Here is a 17,890-nt window from a genome sequence, read left to right on the forward strand (position 1 = left end):
CATACCCTTTGGGGGGGGTGCCATCACACACGGGAGGTAGACTCTCCCAGTCTTGCCTGAGACGGCAATCAAATAAAAAAGAGGATCAACGATGAATAAGAATCTCCTTGCTCTGGCGGTCAAGAGTGCTCTAGGCCTTACTGCTGCAGTGATGCTGACTCCAGCGATAGCTCAAGAGAACACGCAAGCAATCGAGGCAGGTGATGTCGAAGAGGTGGTTGTCACCGGTTCGCGCATCAAGCGACTCGACCCGGAGCTGTCTGTCCCGGTACAGGTGTTCAACAACGACTACATCAAGAACTCCGGCGCCTCCAACATCCAGGATTTCCTGTTTACGTCGAATTTCGCCGGTCCATCGCTCTTCAATGAAAATGCCACCCTGAGCCAGACTGCCGGTACTGCTAACTTCGACAGCCGCGGCTTCGGCGATGACTACGTTCTGGTGCTGCTCAACGGACGCCGTCTCCCGGCCGACCCCCTGGGCGGTGACAATGCCACTAACCTGAACCTGATTCCCATCGCGGCTGTTGAGCGTATTGAATACCTGTCCACTGGCGCCTCTGCAATTTACGGTGCCGACGCGGTGCAGGGTGTTGTCAACGTAATTACCAAATCTAATTTCGAGGGTTTCAACCTCGACATGCGCACCGAAGCCATGGCCGATGGTGATGGCACCAAGCACAACTTTGGCTTTTCCGGTGGTATTTCCAGCGACAAAGGTTGGCTGATGGCCTCGATTGACTATCAGACCCAAGAATCCGTCATGGCTGATGGCCTGCCGCTGATCGGCTCCGCCATTTCTCCGACCGGCATCGATGGCCGCAGCCCCACCGGCTTGCCTGGCACCTACCTCGATTTTGGTAACGATATATCTTACCCGGCCGCTGACTGCCCCGAAGGCAGCAAGCGGGACCCGCTGTACACTACGGCTGGCCAAGATTGCTCCTTCGACTTCGCCAAGCTGTATGAGGCTATCCCGGCGCAAGACCGCTTCAATTTCCTCACCACTGGTGAGATCAAGCTCAGTGACAGCATCACTGGCTATGGTGAATTCCGCTTCAGCCGCAACTTCACCGAAGTGCGCAATGGTGCAGCACCGGCTTTCTTTAACATCACCGGAGCCGAGTCTCTGGCTAATGTTGATGCCGAGCTAGGCAGCGATCTGGCGAACTCTTCCACAGTGTTCATCCTGCGCCGTTTCGTCGATGCCGGCCCGCGTGCAACTGATAACACAAATACTGCCTTTTCTTCTGTATTTGGTACCCGTGTCGACCTTGGTGCCGGCCACGAGTTGGACGTGAGCTTCCAGACTGTTGAATCAGAGATGAACCGTATCGGTGTAGGTGGTCAATTGTCCACAAGTCGAGTAGAAGAAGCCGTCGCCGACGGCGTTTTCGACCCGACCCAAACTTACGACCCAGCTTTCTTTGCAGAAAATGGCATGTCCATTTCTACCCAGCGCCAGGCGGTGGGCACGGAAAATACCCTTGCGGCCAACCTGTCCGGTGAAATACCCGTAACAGTCGGTCAGTCCGAAATCGGCTACGCTCTGGGCGCCCGCTACAAGGAAGACTCTTTCGATGACCGTGCAGACGCACTGTCTACCGAAGGCGATGTTGCCGGTGGTGCTAGCTCCAACGGTAACGGCTCCCGTGAGAACACCTCGGTATACGGCGAGATCGCCTTGAACCCGATTCAGGACCTGGAAATTTCCCTGGCAGCCCGTTACGACGACTATACGTGGCAAGGCCTGGGCACCAGCTCTGGTGACGATGCCACCACTGCCCATCTCGCGGTCTCTTACCGCCCCGTGGACAGCCTGCTGGTTCGCGCCTCCGCTGGCACCGGCTTCAAGGCTCCGACGCTCGGTGAACTGTTTCTGGGCCGCTCTTTCGGCGTGACCACAGCAGTTGACACAACACGCTGTAATGCCGCGACAACTCCGGAAGAGGAAGCAAGCGCATGCCGCCAAATCGAGGTTCGCTCGGCTTCCGGGGGCAACCCGAACCTGGCGACTGAAGAGTCCCAGAACATCAGCGCTGGCTTCGTCTACACCGGTATCGACAACCTGATGGTCGCGGTCGATTACTACAACATCGAGGTAGATGGCAAGATCGGCTCCCTGAGCGTACAAGAAATCCTTAACAACGAAGCCAACTATCCGGAACTCGTAACGCGCGTAAATGGCTCGCTCAGCAACCGCAATGCTGAAGTCCGCTCTAACCTGCAGAACCTGAGCCAGGAGAACGGCCAAGGTATCGACCTGTCCAGCCGCTACACCATGGAAATGGGGCCGGGCATGATGACAGCTGATTTCCGTGCTTCCTACCTGCTGAGCCACGAACGTCAGCTGTCCGCTGTCCAGCCGCTGTGTGAGGACGCTGGCACTACCAGTGAGCCGGAGTGGCGCTTCAATACTCAGCTGGGCTGGGCACAGAACGACTGGTCCGTTTTTCTGACCGGCCGTTACATCGGCGAAACCGAAGACCTGATCGGCGGCCGCGACACAGCCAACAACAGCTGTGCGCCTAATCCGTCCGGTAGTGTTAACACTGTCGACAGCTACTTTGAACTGGGCCTGCGCGGTACTTACCAGTTCACTGATGCTACCGACGTGACCTTCGGTGTCGTTAACCTGACCGACGAAGAGCCTCCTTACTCCGAACTGGCAGGCGGTGGCTGGCCGTGGTTTGACCAGGGTATGTACGACCCCCGTGGAACCCGCTGGTACCTGAGCCTGACTCACAGCTTCGAGTAAGGCAAAGTCTGATGCCCATCCTTGTGGTGGGCACTCTGTGAAAACAGGCCGCTGCGGTTTCCCGCAGCGGCCTTTTTTTTGTTTTGCGCCTGTAGGGTAGGTAAGCGCGCGCACCTACCGAACTGAGGTTCTTTCATGGTGGATGCGCTTCGCCTATCCACCCTACGCGGAGCGAAGGGCTCTAGCTGACGAGCACTGTATAATTCAGCCAGATAAAGCGCGCACCGATCAAAAACAGCAGTCCGGCGAAGCAATTTTTCAACAACTGTGGGGAAAGTCGGTGGGCCAGCAGGGCGCCGAAGCGTGCGAACCAGGTGCTGGCTAGAACGATACCGAGGAACGCCGGCCAGTAGATATAGCCACTGCTCCACGCCGGCAGCTGGGGGTTGTTCCATCCCTGCACCGCAAAGCTGAGTGCGCCGGCAACGGCTATGGGCAGGCCACAGGCGGCGGAAGTCGCCACCGCCCGTTGCATGACTACATGACAGCGCGACAGGAACGGCACGGTGAGTGAGCCCCCACCAATCCCGAAGATTGCCGAGACCCAACCAATGAAGCCCCCGGCGATAGACAGCCCCACCTTGCCCGGAACCTTTTCACCATCCGTCGGCAGTTGCGATTTGCGCATGCCATCCAGCCACATTTTCAGCGCGATGCCCACGGCAAAAATTCCGATCAGCAGCTGTAACCAGGCACCGCTGAGCCAGTCTGCAGTGACGCCGCCAATCCAGGAACCGAGCAGGATACCGGGGGCCATAGCGGCGACGATTTTCCAGTCCACGGCGCGCTTGCCGTGATGGGTACGGATGGAGCTGACGGAGGTAATGATGATGGTGGCAAGGGAGGTGCCCACCGCCATATGGGTGAGAATGTCAGGCGGTATCCCCTGGGCGGCAAACACCAGCACCAGTGCCGGCACGATGATCAGGCCACCACCAACGCCGAACAGACCGGCAATGGTACCCGCCCCGATTCCGACCAACAGGTAAATCAGAAGTACTTCCACAATGCCCCCTGCAAATTTCAGGCAAAAAAAACGGTGGCATCTAGCCACCGCTCTTGAGTTTCCAGATTGGCACCACCGATCAGCTTCAGTGGCGGCCAGGCACCGGGAGCGGCTTTTCAGGACCGCTGTAAACCCATCCCTGGGCGCTTCGTCGCAAACATTCTGTTTGCGACGAGCCCGAAAAGCCGCTCCCGGCACCTGCCCTTGGCATCTAGAAATGTGCTCCGTTGCGTACGCTAAAGAGCTCCAGCAAGGTAATTACTCCTCGCCAGTTGCCTCATCCGCTTCCGCTGCTGCGTCTGCGTTGGCTTCCTTGATAGACAGCTTGATGCGGCCGCGCTGGTCTACGTCCAGTACCTTGACCTTCACCATCTGGCCTTCGCTCAGGTAGTCGGTCACCGCGTTGACGCGCTCTTCGGCGATCTGGGAGATGTGTACCAGACCATCTTTACCCGGCAGGAAGTTTACGAATGCGCCGAAGTCGACGATGCGCACAACCTTACCTTCATAGATGGCGCCGATCTCGGCTTCCGCAGTGATTTCCTCGATGCGGGTTACCGCGGCTTCCAGGCTCACGCCGTCTTCACCAAATACCTTGATACTGCCATCGTCTTCGATATCGATGGATGCACCGGTTTCTTCGGTGATGGAGCGGATGGTGGCACCGCCTTTACCGATCACGTCGCGGATCTTGTCCGGATGGATCTTCAGAGTGGCGTAGCGCGGTGCGTTCTCGTTCACTACAGAGCGGGATTCGCCGATCACCTTGTTCATTTCCGCCAGGATGTGCAGACGGGCATGCAGGGCCTGCTCAAGAGCAGTCTCCATGATCTCTTCGGTGATACCTTCGATCTTGATGTCCATCTGCAGTGCAGTCACACCAGAAGCGGTACCCGCAACCTTGAAGTCCATGTCGCCCAGGTGGTCTTCGTCACCCAGGATGTCGGTCAGAACCGCGAAGCCTTCGTCTTCTTTCACCAGGCCCATGGCGATACCGGCAACCGGAGCTTTCAGCGGTACACCCGCATCCATCAGTGCCAGGCTGGAACCACACACGGAGGCCATGGAGCTGGAGCCGTTGGATTCGGTGATTTCGGAAACCACACGCAGGGTGTAGGGGAATTCATCCGGGTTCGGCAGCACTGCGGCGATACCGCGGCGCGCCAGGCGGCCGTGGCCGATTTCGCGACGACCGGTAGCGCCGACACGACCCGCTTCACCTACCGAGTAGGGAGGGAAGTTGTAGTGCAGCATGAAGTAGTCTTTACGCTCGCCTTCCAGCGCGTCGATGATCTGTGCATCGCGGGTAGCACCGAGAGTGGAGACCACCAGCGCCTGGGTTTCACCACGGGTGAACAGCGCAGAACCGTGGCCTTTCGGCAGTACGCCAACTTCCACGGAGATAGGACGCACGGTCTTGGTATCGCGACCATCGATACGGGGCTCGCCACGAACCACGGCGCCGCGCACAATTTTCTTCTCGAGCTTGCCGAAGTAGCTCTTTACGGTGCCTTCATCCAGCTCTTCGCTCGCCAGGGCTGCCGCCGCTTCATTGCGCAGCTCGCCCAGACGGGTGGTGCGCTGCTGCTTGTCGGTGATCTTGTAGGCTTCTGCCACTTTCTCGCCGAACTGGGCTTCCAGAGCGGATTTCAGCTCTTCGTTCACCGGCTCCGGCTGCCAATCCCAGGTGGGCTTGCCCGCTTCGGCTTTCAGTTCTTCACAGACTTTCACAACTGCCTGCATTTCCTGGTGGGCAAACAGCACCGCGCCCAGCATGATGTCTTCCGGCAGCTCTTTCGCTTCGGATTCCACCATCAGAACCGCGTCTTTGGTACCGGCGACCACCATGTCCAGCTCGGACTCTTTCAGCTCGCTGTAACGGGGGTTCAGCAGGTAACCGTCTTTCTCGGTGTAACCCACACGCGCCGCACCGATCGGGCCGGCGAAGGGAATACCGGACACAGACAGGGCTGCAGAGGTGCCTATCATGCCGGCGATATCCGGATCCACGTCTTTTTCCGCGGACAGCACGGTGATCATCACCTGTACTTCGTTCATGAAACCATTCGGGAACAGCGGACGGATCGGGCGATCGATCAGGCGGGAGGTCAGGGTTTCTTTCTCTGACGGGCGGCCTTCACGCTTGAAGAAGCCACCGGGAATTTTGCCGGCCGCGTAGGCCTTTTCCACATAGTGTACGGACAGCGGGAAGAAGCTCTGGTCTGGCTTGGCTTCCTTGGCACCGACAACGGTACACAGCACGACGGTTTCACCCATGGTGACCAGCGCGGCGCCGGTTGCCTGGCGTGCGATACGGCCGGTCTCGATGGTGACCTGGTCTTTACCGTACTGAAAGGTTTTGGTTACTGGATTCACTAGACTCTTTCCTGTTTCCTTTGCGTGCTGGCCCATTCCAGCAACGCTTTGCCTACAAGTGATGAGCAAACCGTGCTCATCCTGCGCTGTGCGCCCATAAAGCGGACCTCACAAACGCCAAAATCCGCTGACGGCTACCCGACAGCGGAAATCGTTTTGGGCTTTCGCCCACAGTTACTGACGACAGCTATTACGCAATCATTATGTCAGAAACCTGAATTCTATATAGAACAATGCCCGCCATAGGCGGGCATTGCAGGGTCTTAGCGACGCAGGCCGAGCTTGGCGATCAGCTGAGCGTAACGGTTCAGATCCTTGCGCTTCAGGTAGTCCAGCAGCTTACGACGCTGGTTTACCATGCGGATCAGACCACGACGGGAGTGGTGGTCTTGCTTGTGAGAAGCAAAGTGACCCTGAAGCTTGTTGATGTTGGCAGTCAGCAGGGCTACCTGAACTTCCGGGGAACCGGTATCACCTTCAGACTGGCCGTGCTCTTTCAGGATGGCTGCTTTTTCGTTTGCAGACAGTGCCATAACGAATTACCTCGTTCGTAACATGCTTTAAAGATTCGGCTGGCCCGTGCATGTTTACAGACCAGCTAGTCATTAGATAACCCGCTTTCCCCTGTTGCCAGGCTATTGCGGGTTATTTTACCAACCGACGGGGTGCAACCCGTCCGTCATCAGTAATCTCTCCAACGCCTAGAAATTCACCACTTTCCAGGAAGAGGCGCACCATATCACCTTCATCGCCCAAACGATAGACCTGCAGATCCATTACCGGCTGCCCCTGACGCAGATAGTAACCCGTGTCATCGGCGAGGATCATTTTGGGCAGGCCAGAGGCCGGGGAGTCCGCCGGCAGCAGGTGGTGATCCAGCACTTCGGCGCGATCTTCGCCCCGCTCCTCGGTCAGCTCATCCAGAGTAACCGAGTCTTCTTCGTGGTAGGGCCCGGCGGCACTGCGGTGCAGTTTCTCCACAAAGGCACCCACGCCCAGGGCCTTACCCAGGTCTTCGGCGAGGCTGCGTACATAGGTGCCCTTGGAGCAGTGCACCTCGACCTCTGCCCGCGGCAGCTTATCCGGCGACTCGCTGGCTGGAGTGAAGCCCAGCAGCTCGTAGGAGTAAATCTCGACTTCCCGCGGCTCCCGCTCCACCTCTATTCCCTGGCGCGCCAGCTTGTACAACGGCTGGCCATTGTGCTTGAGCGCCGAATACATGGAGGGAATCTGGCTGATGGTACCGCGAAACGCCGCCATGGCGTCGCACACCTGCTGCTCGGTGATCCCGGAGGCATCACTGGTGGCAACCACATCGCCATCAGCATCCCCGGTTTCGGTGGTCATACCCAAACAGAAGGTGCTGCGATAGCGCTTGTCCGCATCCAGTAGATACTGGGAGAACTTGGTGGCCTCACCGAAGCAGATCGGCAGCACGCCGGTTGCCAGCGGATCCAGCGCACCGGTATGGCCGGCGCGGTTGGCAAAAAACAGTCGCTTGGCTCTTTGCAGGGCATCGTTGGCAGAGATGCCGGCGGGCTTGTTCAGCAACAGCACGCCATCCACCTGCCGGCCCCATTTTGGTCTGCGGCCCATCAGTCGTTCTGTTCGCCCGGTTTGTTGTCGGATTCGCTGTCGTGATCAGTGTCCTCTTCGGACTTGTGCTGATCAGACTGGACCGCCTTGTCGATCAGCGCCGAGAGGTGCTGGCCGCGCACGGAGGTTTCGTCATAGCGGAAATGCAGTCGGGGAATGGAGCGCATCTGAATCTCTTTGGCGAGCTGGGTACGCAGGAAACCTGCGGCCTTGTTCAGCGCCGTCATACAGATATCGATTTTGCTGCGATCGTCTTCCCCTACCAGGGTGACAAACACCTTGGCGGTGGCGAGATCGCGGCTCACTTCCACGTCGTTGACATTGACCATGCCAACGCGCGGGTCGCGCACTTCGTGCTGGATCAGACGGGCCAGTTCGCGACGCATGGCGTCGGCTACCCGGTCAGCACGGTGGAATTCTTTGGCCATTTTTTACCTGTTTACCTACTGATAAGACCGTTCTCCCGGAACGGTCTTATCGTCACCTGACAGCTGCAGGCGCAGTTGTGTGAGCCGAGCGGAGCGAGACCACAGCTTCGCTGCCGCAGGGAATAAACTGCTGACATCTGTCAGGCTCGCGCCGGCAAACTGCCGGCGGCGGCACATCCATGTGCCGCTCATTGGCCCAATCAGACTCAACGAAAATCAGAGTTCGCGGGCTACCTTGACGATGTCGAAGACCTCGATCTGATCGCCAGCCTTGACGTCATTGTAGTCTTTAACGCCGATACCACACTCCATGCCGTTCCGGACTTCCTGCACGTCGTCTTTGAAGCGACGCAGGGATTCCAGTTCGCCCTGGTAGATCACCACGTTGTCACGCAGTACGCGGATCGGCTTGTTGCGGTAGACGGTACCCTCGATCACCATACAGCCGGCAATGGCGCCGAACTTGGGTGAGCGGAACACGTCGCGCACCTGCGCGATACCGACAATCTCTTCGCGCACCTCCGGATCCAGCATGCCAGACAGGGCCTGCGTAATAACTTCGATAGCATACATTATACGAAGTTATACGACGGTACCCTCGATCACCATACAGCCGGCAATGGCGCCGTACTTGGGTGAGCGGAACACGTCGCGCCCCTTCGCGATACCGACAATCTCTTCGCGCAGCTCCGGATCCAGCATGCCAGACAGGGCCTGCTTCACTTCGTCCAGCAGGTTGTAGATCACGCTGTAGTAACGGATTTCAACGCTCTCGGTCTCGGCCAGCTTGCGCGCAGCGACATCCGCACGGGTGTTGAAGCCGATCACGATTGCGCCCGAGGTCAACGCCAGGTTGATGTCGTTTTCGGCAATACCGCCAACGCCACTGGATACCACGTTGACGGAAACTTCTTCGTTACCAATCTCAGCCAGTGCCGCGAGAATCGCCTCGAGGGAACCACGCACGTCTGCCTTGATCACCACCGGCAAGACTTTTCTCTCACCCGCTTCCATATCGGCAAACATGTTTTCCAGCTTGGCCGCCTGCTGCCGCTGCATACGCTCACGACGCTCTTTGTCGGCGCGCTGCTCGGCCACTTCACGGGCCTTGCGCTCGTCGGCAACCACCAGGAATTCGTCACCCGCATTCGGCGTGGCGTCGAGACCCAGCAATTCCACTGGCGTGGACGGACCGGCTTCCTTGACGGACTTGCCCAGCTCGTTGGTCATGGCGCGAACGCGGCCATAGCTCTGGCCCGCCAATACGATATCACCGCGCTTCAGCTCACCGTTCTGCACCAGCAGGGTAGCAACCACACCGCGGCCTTTTTCCAGGCGGGATTCGATCACAACACCGCTGGCCGGCACGCCAGTTTTGGCTTTCAGTTCCAGCATTTCGGATTGCAGGGAAACGGCTTCGAGCAGCTCGTCGACGCCCTGCCCGGTGTGCGCAGACACTTCAATAAACTGAGTATCGCCGCCCCAATCTTCCGGGATCACATCTTTGGCTGCCAGCTCGTTCTTTACACGATCCGGATCCGCCGCTTCCTTGTCACACTTGTTGATTGCGACCACCAGCGGTACACCCGCCGCCTTGGCGTGGGCAACGGCTTCTTCGGTCTGCGGCATGACGCCGTCGTCCGCGGCCACCACCAGGATGACCACATCGGTAGCCTGGGCACCGCGGGCACGCATGGCAGTAAATGCCGCGTGTCCGGGGGTATCCAGGAAGGCAACCTCACCTTGGCTGGTTTTTACGCGGTAGGCACCAATGTGCTGGGTAATGCCGCCAGCTTCGCCGGAGGCCACCTTGGTTTTGCGGATGTAGTCCAGCAGCGAGGTTTTACCGTGGTCGACGTGACCCATAACGGTAACCACTGGCGCGCGGCTGACTTCTTCGCCCTCAACGTCCTGGGACTGGGCAACCAGTTTCTCTTCCAGTTCGTTTTCTGAACGCAGCACAACTTTGTGCCCCATCTCTTCAACGATCAGGGTTGCGGTGTCGCGGTCCAGGCTCTGGTTGATGGTGACCATTTCGCCCATTTTCATCAGGCGCTTGATCAGCTCACCGGCTTTGATATTCAACTGTTTGGCAAGCTCGCCGACGGTGATCGTCTCACCCAGTTGCACTTCGTACACTTGCTTTCCTGTCGGCCGTTTGAAGCCGTGTGTGTTCTTTACTTTCAGCGTCGGGCGGGACAGAGAGCGGGTGCTGCGCTTCTCTTCCTCGTCGCTCTCGAAGGCTTCCAGCGCCGCATCGTACAGAGACGTCTTGCTGGACTTCTTGGGGCCGGCCTTGCCGCGACGGCTGCGGCGCTTGCGCGGCTCGTCGTCATCACGATCGGTAACCACTGCGGCTTCGACCTTGCGACGCAGACCGGGCTTATCTTCTGCCGCTGCGGTCGCGGTGCTCGCTGCCGGTTTCTGTTTGGCCTGTTCCGCACGCTCTTTCTGCTCTTGCTCCAGACGTGCGCGCTCCGCTTCAACACGGGCTTTTTTCTCTTCCAGCTCGGCGGCTTCGCGCTGATCTTCTTTTTTGCGGCGCTCGATGGCGGCGAGGCGCATGGCTTCGATGTCATCGACGTAGGTAGAGCGGATAGGTGTCGGCTGGGGCTTAGCTTTGGGCGCTGCCTTGGGCTCAGGTTTCGCGGGCGCTTCTGCCTTCTCGGGCTCAGGTGCTTCAGCCTTGGCCTTCGCTTCCTGCTGCGCCTTGGCAGCGGCCTCGGCCTCCTGCTTGGCCTTGGCTTCTTCTTCGGCGCGCTTGGCTTCGGCTTCAGCGGCCTCCTGCTCGGCGCGGGCGCGGTCGGCGGCGGCTTTCTCTGCCGCGGCCAGCTCTTCTTCCGCCTTCTGCAGTGCGGAAGTATCGAGCTCGGCTTGTTCCGCTTCGGCCTCAGGGCGCTTCACATAGGTGCGCTTCTTGCGGACTTCCACGTTGACGGTCTTGCGGCCGGTGCCAGATCCGGTTTTGAGCGTCGTGGTGGTCTTGCGCTTGAGGGTAATCTTGCGAGGTGCAGCAGCCTGCTCCCCGTGACTGGTTTTCAGGAAGTTAAGCAGGACCTGCTTCTCTTCTGCGGATACGGTCGCATCCGCTGAAGTGTGGGGCAAACCCGCCTCCTGCATCTGCTTGAGCAGACGCTCTTCGGTGGCACCAACCGATTTGGCGAGTTCGCTAACTGTTACTTCGGCCATTCTCTCTCCTAAAAAGTCACTTGTGGGGAGCAGCATCAATTCATTTGACTGCTCCACCTTTGGCCTGCATGACAGGCAATTCGGGCGCGCACCTCATATCGGTGCGCTGGGCCGGGCGCGCGCCCGGCACTCGGGCATCAAGCCTCTTGGTCACTGTCGTCGGCGAACCAGGGCTCGCGCGCTTTCATGATCAGTGCGGCAGCGCGTTCTTGGTCCACGCCTTCGATGTCCAGCAGATCGTCAACCGCCTGCTCTGCCAGGTCTTCCATGGAAGCAACGCCACGGCTTGCCAGCTGGAAGGCCAGCTGACGGTCCATGCCTTCCATATTCAACAGGTCTTCCTGAGGCTCGGCTGCATCCAGCTGTTCCTCTGAAGCCAGCGCCTGGGTCAGCAGGGCGTCTTTGGCGCGAGCGCGGAGTTCTTCAGCGATCTCCTCGTCGAAGCCTTCGATGCCCAGCATTTCTTCCAGCGGCACATAGGCCACCTCTTCAAGGGAGGTGAAACCTTCATCCACCAGCACACCGGCAACGTCTTCGTCGATGTCCAGGCGCGCCATGAAGGTCTCCATGATGCTGCCAGACTCGGCTTCCTGCTTGGCCTGCCACTCGTCAACGCTCATCACGTTGATCTGCCACTGGGTTAGCTCGGACGCGAGACGGACGTTCTGACCACTGCGACCAATGGCCATGGCCAGGTTTTCTTCGGCAACCGCCACGTCCATAGAGCCCGCATCTTCATCCACAACGATGGATTCGATTTCTGCCGGCGCCATGGCGTTGATCACGAACTGGGCCGGGTTGTCATCCCACAGCACAATGTCCACACGCTCGCCAGACAATTCGTTGGAAACCGCCTGTACCCGTGCACCGCGCATACCAACACAGGCACCAACCGGGTCAATGCGACCGTCGTTGGTGTTGACGGCGATCTTGGCACGCAGGCCTGGATCGCGCGCAGCGCCCTTGATCTCGATTACCTGCTCGGAAATTTCCGGAACTTCAATGCGGAACAACTCGATCAGCATTTCCGGGCAGGAGCGACTCAGCTTCAATTGCGGGCCACGTGCTTCCGGCTCAATTTCCAGCAGGATTGCACGTACACGATCACCCAGGCGGAAAATCTCGCGGCCTACCAGCTGGTCGCGGGGCAGACGCGCTTCGGCGTTGTTACCCAGGTCCACAGCGATAAAGTCGCGGGTCACTTTTTTCACGGTGCCACTAACCAGCTCACCGACCCGGTCGCGGTACTCATCAACGATCTTGGCGCGCTCGGCTTCGCGTACTTTCTGCACAATGACCTGCTTGGCAGTTTGTGCAGCGATGCGACCAAATTCGACGTTTTCCACCTGCTCGCGATAAACATCACCGGCTTTCAGCTCGGTGTCTTTCTCGTGGGCCTCTTCCAGCGTGAACTGTGTTCCCAGCTCCGCGAGGGTGTCATCGTCGACCACTTCCCAGCTACGGAAAGTGTCGTAGTCGCCGGTGCGGCGATCGATGATGACCTCGATGGTGGAATCTTCGTCGTAGCGCTTCTTGGTGGCCGTTGCGAGGGCCGCCTCAATTGCCTGGAAAATAATATCCCGGTCAACGCCTTTCTCGTTGGAAACCGCCTCGGCCACCAGCAAGATTTCTTTGTTCATGCAGCTGCCTCTTCAAAAACGCTACGTGCTGACTATTCAATGCTTCGGTGAACGCCACTAAACCAGCGCCACCAGGTACTACAGCATTGCCCTTACTTCTGTCCGCCCTCGAACTGAGGGACGATATTTGCTCTCTCGATACTGTCGATTGGCAACAGGTATTCATTTTCACTGTCGATGCGCAGGACGATTTCATCGCCCTCCACGCCAGCCAGCAGGCCGCGCCACTTGCGCTGACCGTCCAGCGGCATACGCAACCGCAGCTCGATCTGTGCACCAATAAACCGCTGATACTGCTCCAGCTTGTACAGCGGGCGGTCCATCCCCGGAGAGGACACTTCCAGGGTGTACCTGCTGTTGATCGGGTCTTCTACATCCATCACTGCACTGACCTGGCGACTGACTTTTTCACAGTCTTCAACAGCGATGCCGCGCTCGGAATCGATATAAATCCGCAGCAGGGCATTGCGGCCGTGGGTCTGGTAATCGATCCCCCACAACTCGCACCCCAGTGATTCAACCACCGGAGCCAACAGCTCTTCTAAAAGTTCGCGCTTGCTTGCCATATCACCACTTTGGCCCGGCGACCGACCGGGGCAGATGTGCAACGGCATCCGCTCGTTGCAAAAACGAAAAATGGGCAGCGAAGCTGGCCCCACGGCCCGAATGAGAAACCGCGGCGCCGACTCCCGGCCCATTCGGATGGCAAACCAGGCTCGGGCCTGTTTGCCGCAGATACGAAAAAGCCCCTAACAGGGGCTTTTACTGCGCAAAAACGCTCTGAAACGCTTTCGCAAAATTTGGTAGCGGGGGCAGGATTTGAACCTACGACCTTCGGGTTATGAGCCCGACGAGCTACCAGGCTGCTCCACCCCGCAACAACACACACCTGAGGGATACCACATACACATCCAGTATAAATGGAAATTGGCAGCAGGGCAGGATTTAAACCTACGACCTTCGCCGGCAATGCCGCCAGAGGTAAAGAGAGAGCCCGTCGGGCGCCTCGCCAAAACCACTGATACCAAAATTGGTAGCGGGGGCAGGATTTGAACCTACGACCTTCGGGTTATGAGCCCGACGAGCTACCAGGCTGCTCCACCCCGCACCTACACCCTGAAAGCCGGCCCCTGGTGAGATACTCGGCTTCCTGCGGCGGGTTTCCCCGACCGCTCAAGAGGCTGCGCATTCTATGGGTGAGTCCCCATAGAGTCAAGCCGCTTGTGGCACTAATTCTCTCATCCCTGCCACCACGGGCAGGATACCGGTGTTTCATCGTATCGAACGTCATTATAGGAAGAATTACCGGTACTCCCCGGCGGAAATTGCGCCAAGCACGCACGAGTAACGGGAATATCGCAATCCGCTCACCCGAAAAACGCAATTGATACAGATTCTCATTTAGATTACTATCGCCATCCTTGCTGACGACTGGAGCGGGAATCCATAACACTCTGCTCCCGCTCATCAATTTTGTGGACAAACATGCCTTAATCAACCGAGGAGCCCCGGATGCGCTACCTGAAGACTTCACTCGCCCTTTCTATTCTCGCTGCCAGTACAACCACTCTCGGGGCAGAAGACCGCCAGGAGCGGCTTATTGAAGAGGAAGTTGTGGTGACCGCAAGCCGCACAGAGAAGCCCCTCAGCGCCATTCCCAATACCGTTACCCTGATCGACCGACAGGAGCTGGCCAGCCAGATGGCCGCCACCAGCGACCTGTCGAGCATCCTCGGCAATCTGATTCCGAGTTTCTCACCAAGCCGGCAGAAAATGACCAACACCGGCGAGAGCCTGCGCGGCCGCAAGCCGTTGTATCTGATCGACGGCGTGCCGCAGTCCAACCCGTTGCGCAGTGGCGGCCGCGATGGCCACACCATTGATCCGCTGGTGCTGGAACGCGTGGAAGTCATTCACGGCGCCAACGCCATCCACGGGATGGGCGCCTCCGGCGGCATCATTAACCTGGTCACCCGCACCCCCAGCGACCAGTTCCAACAGAGCCTGCGCGTTGAAACCGCGCTGCAGGCCGAGGATATAAGTGAGTCCGGGGGCTACAACGGCAGCTACAGCGTCTCCGGCAAGATCGACGCGGTGGATGTGCTGGCCAGCCTCACCTACCGCAACAGCGGTGTGGGCTACGACGCCAACGGGGACATTGTGGGTTTCGACAACACCCAGGGTGACACCATGGACAGCGAAACCAGCAATGCCTTTATCAAGACCGGCTACCGCTGGGATGACCAGCGTGTACAGCTGACCGTGAACCGCTATCTGGTTGAGGGCAATAATAACTGGACCAGTGTGGATGGCGATATCAGCGAAGGCATCCCCACCACCGCCGTGAAGGCTCCGGTCCCGGGAGATGCACCGTCCAACGAAGTCACCACCATCAATCTCCAGTACAGCCATGACAGCCTACTGGGACACAAGCTGCGCGCGCAGGTATTTTCACAGGACTTTGCCGGCACTTACGGTGGCGGCACCTATGCCACCTTTCAGGACCCGGCATTCGGCGAAGATATTTTCGACCAATCCCAGAACAACTCGGAAAAGCGCGGTCTGAAGCTGACCCTGATCAAAGAAGATATCGCCGGCAGTGCGATCAGCCTCGCCTACGGCGCCGACCTGCTGCAAGACGAAACCTGGCAGCAGCTGATTCAAACCGGCCGCGCCTGGGTGCCGCCCACCCAGTACAAAAGTGCCGCGCCCTATGCGCAGGCGGAGTTCAGCGGCATCGACCAGGTCACCATCACCGCCGGTGTACGCCACGAGCGCTCCAAGCTGAAAGTGGACGACTTCACCACCCTGGCGTCTTACGGCAGCCAGTTTGTCGCGGGCGGCAACCCGGATTTTACTGAGACCCTCGGGAATATCGGGGCCACCTACGCCATAACCAGTGGCCTGCGGGTTTACGCCAACTACTCCGAAGGCTTCTCCATGCCTGACGTGGGGCGCGTGCTGCGTGGAATTAACCAGCCCGGCCAGAGCGTGGAGAGTTTCCTCGAGCTGAAGCCAATCCTTACCCAGAACCGCGAGCTGGGCCTCGACGTTATTAGCGACCAATTCGGCGCACAACTTGCGCTGTATTCCTCGGATTCCGACTTCGGGCAGCGGCTGGCACTGGGCAGCGACGGGATCTACAGCGTCAAGCGCGAGAAGACCGACATCGAGGGTGCCGAGTTCCGCGGCCAATGGTTTGCCAGTGATAGCGACACCCTGGAAGTGCGCTACGCCTACACCCGGGGCCGCTACGATTCCGACCAGGATGGCAAGGTGGATACCGACCTGGACGGTGCCAATATCGCCCCCAACCGATTCAACCTGAGCTGGGCGCGCAACTGGAGCGAAGACTTCAGCACCCGCCTGCAGGCTAGCTGGCTGCTGGATCGGGATTTTGAAAACAGCGCGGGTGAGGTCACCAGAGAATTCGACGGCTACGCCATCTTCGATGCCAGCGCACAGCTGAAAGCCCTGGGCGGCGAATTCGCACTGGGCCTGCAGAACCTGACCAATGAAGACTACTTCACCTACTACTCGCAGACCGCGGGGAATGACGGGCGCAACTTCAAGGGACTGGGGCGCAGTGTGAGCCTGTCTTACTCGACCATGTTCTAACTCTGGATTTGCGAATAGACTGCTCGCCGGCGGGCCGCACCACAGGCCTGCCGGGGAAACACATCTCTGTCCAGCAACCTGTATCGGTACCATGCGCAAAACGTTGTTTATCCTGCACAAATACGCGGGCCTGGCCCTTGGTCTTCTGCTTTCCGTGATCGGACTCACTGGCAGCCTGCTGGTGTTCGACCACGCGCTGGATGAAATCCTCACGCCGCAGACCGTAGCCTTTCAACCGACGACAAACCCGGCCAGCTATGCGGACATACTGGCCGTGGCGCAGGCCGCGGTACCGGGCAACCCCGCGCCCTCCCGCCTGATGACCCAGCGCCAGCCAGGCAGCCCCCATGTGGTCCGTTTTCCCGCGCCCGAGGGAGCCCCCGGCCCCATAGAGGTGGCGGTATCACCGGGCGACGCGGAAGTACTTGCGGTACGGGGTTGGGGCACGCCGGAATACACCATGAGCTGGCTGTACCGCCTGCACTACACCCTGCTGGCGGGTAAGAACGGCAAGACCGTGGTGGGCTTTATGGGCCTGCTGCTGATGGGGTTCTGTATCACCGGTGCGGTGTTGTGGTGGCCGAAAAAGAGTAAAACCCACAAACGGAAATGGAAACGCGCTTTTGCCATTTCCCGCAACGGCAACCGCTTCCGTTTTTACCTGGATGTGCACAAGGTATTCGGTATCTATTTCCTGCCGCTACTGCTGATGATCAGCTTTTCCGGTGTGAGCATGGTGTTTCCCACACAGGTGGAAACGGTCGTCGGCAGCCTGTTCGAGATGGAGCCCCGCCCTGCCCTGCCCAGTTCCGATGCCAACAGCGGAAAACCCATCACCCCGGATCAGGCGGCCGCCATTGCTCAGGCGGCGTTTCCCGGTGGTGCGCTGAAGCGTATCTATCTACCGCGCGATGAAAGCGACAGCTACGGCCTGAGTTTCCGCGCAGCAGAAGAAGTGTGGACAAATTACGGCGCAAGCTTTGCGCGGGTGGACCAGTACAGCGGCGAAATACTCATGTCACAAAACGCCACAGAGCTTTCGCTGGGTAACCAAATCCTGCGCTGGCAGTTTCCACTGCACAACGGCGACGCACTGGGGATAGTGGGACGCTGGCTGGTACTGCTGGCCGGCCTGGTACCCGCCCTGCTGTTCGCAACCGGCGCTTACCTGTGGTGGCGCAAGCGGCAGCTCCAGTCGCGCGCTCAGCAACACCGGGCCATTGCACCAGAGACATCCAACGGCCTGCCCACAGAGGCCTGAAGGCATCGGGACTCTATT

At 58.9% G+C, this 17,890-nt stretch carries 11 protein-coding genes, 2 tRNA genes and 1 pseudogene; 3 read left to right on the forward strand and 11 right to left on the reverse strand.

The window, feature by feature from the left end:
* Positions 1-91 precede the first annotated feature (91 nt).
* The gene (locus tag AU182_RS14845; RefSeq protein WP_082859463.1) at positions 92-2,758 is read left to right on the forward strand and encodes a TonB-dependent siderophore receptor; all 2,667 of its coding nucleotides are present in this window, start codon (positions 92-94) and stop codon (positions 2,756-2,758) included.
* A 181-nt stretch (positions 2,759-2,939) separates the two neighbouring features.
* Here AU182_RS14845 and AU182_RS14850 read toward each other — a convergent pair whose 3' ends face one another.
* The 11 genes and pseudogenes from AU182_RS14850 to AU182_RS14900 all read right to left on the reverse strand — a co-directional run bounded on the left by AU182_RS14850 (position 2,940) and on the right by AU182_RS14900 (position 14,101).
* Positions 2,940-3,764 carry a sulfite exporter TauE/SafE family protein gene (locus AU182_RS14850; protein ID WP_066966905.1) on the reverse strand — a complete coding sequence of 275 codons (825 nt, stop codon included), beginning with the start codon at positions 3,762-3,764 and terminating at the stop codon, positions 2,940-2,942.
* A gap of 258 nt (positions 3,765-4,022) precedes the next feature.
* Positions 4,023-6,140, reverse strand: coding sequence for a polyribonucleotide nucleotidyltransferase (pnp, locus tag AU182_RS14855; protein WP_066966907.1), 2,118 nt, complete (start codon positions 6,138-6,140; stop codon positions 4,023-4,025).
* A gap of 263 nt (positions 6,141-6,403) precedes the next feature.
* Positions 6,404-6,673, reverse strand: a complete 270-nt coding sequence (gene rpsO, locus AU182_RS14860) for a 30S ribosomal protein S15 (protein ID WP_066966910.1) — start codon at positions 6,671-6,673, stop codon at positions 6,404-6,406.
* A gap of 112 nt (positions 6,674-6,785) precedes the next feature.
* Entirely contained in the window at positions 6,786-7,736 is a 951-nt protein-coding gene (gene truB, locus AU182_RS14865) for a tRNA pseudouridine(55) synthase TruB (RefSeq protein WP_066966913.1), read from the reverse strand.
* On the reverse strand, positions 7,736-8,164 hold the full coding sequence (gene rbfA / locus AU182_RS14870; RefSeq protein WP_066966916.1) for a 30S ribosome-binding factor RbfA: 429 nt from the start codon (positions 8,162-8,164) through the stop codon (positions 7,736-7,738). The genes truB and rbfA overlap by 1 nt, the downstream gene beginning before the upstream one ends.
* A gap of 216 nt (positions 8,165-8,380) precedes the next feature.
* Positions 8,381-8,680, reverse strand: a pseudogene (locus AU182_RS14875) (EF-Tu/IF-2/RF-3 family GTPase); the annotation flags it as partial.
* Positions 8,681-8,746: 66 nt separating this feature from the next.
* Complete coding sequence (gene infB / locus AU182_RS14880) at positions 8,747-11,353, reverse strand: translation initiation factor IF-2 (RefSeq protein ID WP_227718287.1); 2,607 nt, start codon at positions 11,351-11,353, stop codon at positions 8,747-8,749.
* A 137-nt stretch (positions 11,354-11,490) separates the two neighbouring features.
* Entirely contained in the window at positions 11,491-12,993 is a 1,503-nt protein-coding gene (nusA, locus tag AU182_RS14885; protein WP_066966923.1) for a transcription termination factor NusA, read from the reverse strand.
* 92 nt (positions 12,994-13,085) lie between these two features.
* Positions 13,086-13,559 (reverse strand): ribosome maturation factor RimP, encoded by a 474-nt coding sequence (gene rimP, locus AU182_RS14890; protein ID WP_066966925.1) that lies wholly within the window; start codon positions 13,557-13,559, stop codon positions 13,086-13,088.
* Between the two features lie 235 nt (positions 13,560-13,794).
* Positions 13,795-13,871, reverse strand: a tRNA-Met gene (locus AU182_RS14895).
* 153 nt (positions 13,872-14,024) lie between these two features.
* Positions 14,025-14,101: transfer RNA gene (locus AU182_RS14900), tRNA-Met, on the reverse strand.
* A 404-nt stretch (positions 14,102-14,505) separates the two neighbouring features.
* Here AU182_RS14900 and AU182_RS14905 point away from each other — a divergent pair.
* Both AU182_RS14905 and AU182_RS14910 read left to right on the forward strand, forming a co-directional pair.
* Positions 14,506-16,611 carry a TonB-dependent receptor gene (locus tag AU182_RS14905; RefSeq protein ID WP_066966928.1) on the forward strand — a complete coding sequence of 702 codons (2,106 nt, stop codon included), beginning with the start codon at positions 14,506-14,508 and terminating at the stop codon, positions 16,609-16,611.
* A gap of 91 nt (positions 16,612-16,702) precedes the next feature.
* On the forward strand, positions 16,703-17,872 hold the full coding sequence (locus tag AU182_RS14910; RefSeq protein ID WP_066966930.1) for a PepSY domain-containing protein: 1,170 nt from the start codon (positions 16,703-16,705) through the stop codon (positions 17,870-17,872).
* Positions 17,873-17,890 lie beyond the last annotated feature (18 nt).

It is taken from the genome of Microbulbifer sp. Q7, from assembly GCF_001639145.1.
Classification (GTDB): domain Bacteria; phylum Pseudomonadota; class Gammaproteobacteria; order Pseudomonadales; family Cellvibrionaceae; genus Microbulbifer.

Excerpts from the sequence above, each read along its gene's own strand:
- AU182_RS14845 (WP_082859463.1), top strand. The coding sequence starts at position 92 with ATGAATAAGAATCTCCTTGCTCTGGCGGTCAAGAGTGCTCTAGGCCTT.
- rpsO (WP_066966910.1), bottom strand. The coding sequence starts at position 6,673 with ATGGCACTGTCTGCAAACGAAAAAGCAGCCATCCTGAAAGAGCACGGC.
- truB (WP_066966913.1), bottom strand. The coding sequence starts at position 7,736 with ATGGGCCGCAGACCAAAATGGGGCCGGCAGGTGGATGGCGTGCTGTTG.
- rbfA (WP_066966916.1), bottom strand. The coding sequence starts at position 8,164 with ATGGCCAAAGAATTCCACCGTGCTGACCGGGTAGCCGACGCCATGCGT.
- infB (WP_227718287.1), bottom strand. The coding sequence starts at position 11,353 with ATGGCCGAAGTAACAGTTAGCGAACTCGCCAAATCGGTTGGTGCCACC.
- nusA (WP_066966923.1), bottom strand. The coding sequence starts at position 12,993 with ATGAACAAAGAAATCTTGCTGGTGGCCGAGGCGGTTTCCAACGAGAAA.
- rimP (WP_066966925.1), bottom strand. The coding sequence starts at position 13,559 with ATGGCAAGCAAGCGCGAACTTTTAGAAGAGCTGTTGGCTCCGGTGGTT.
- AU182_RS14905 (WP_066966928.1), top strand. The coding sequence starts at position 14,506 with ATGCGCTACCTGAAGACTTCACTCGCCCTTTCTATTCTCGCTGCCAGT.
- AU182_RS14910 (WP_066966930.1), top strand. The coding sequence starts at position 16,703 with ATGCGCAAAACGTTGTTTATCCTGCACAAATACGCGGGCCTGGCCCTT.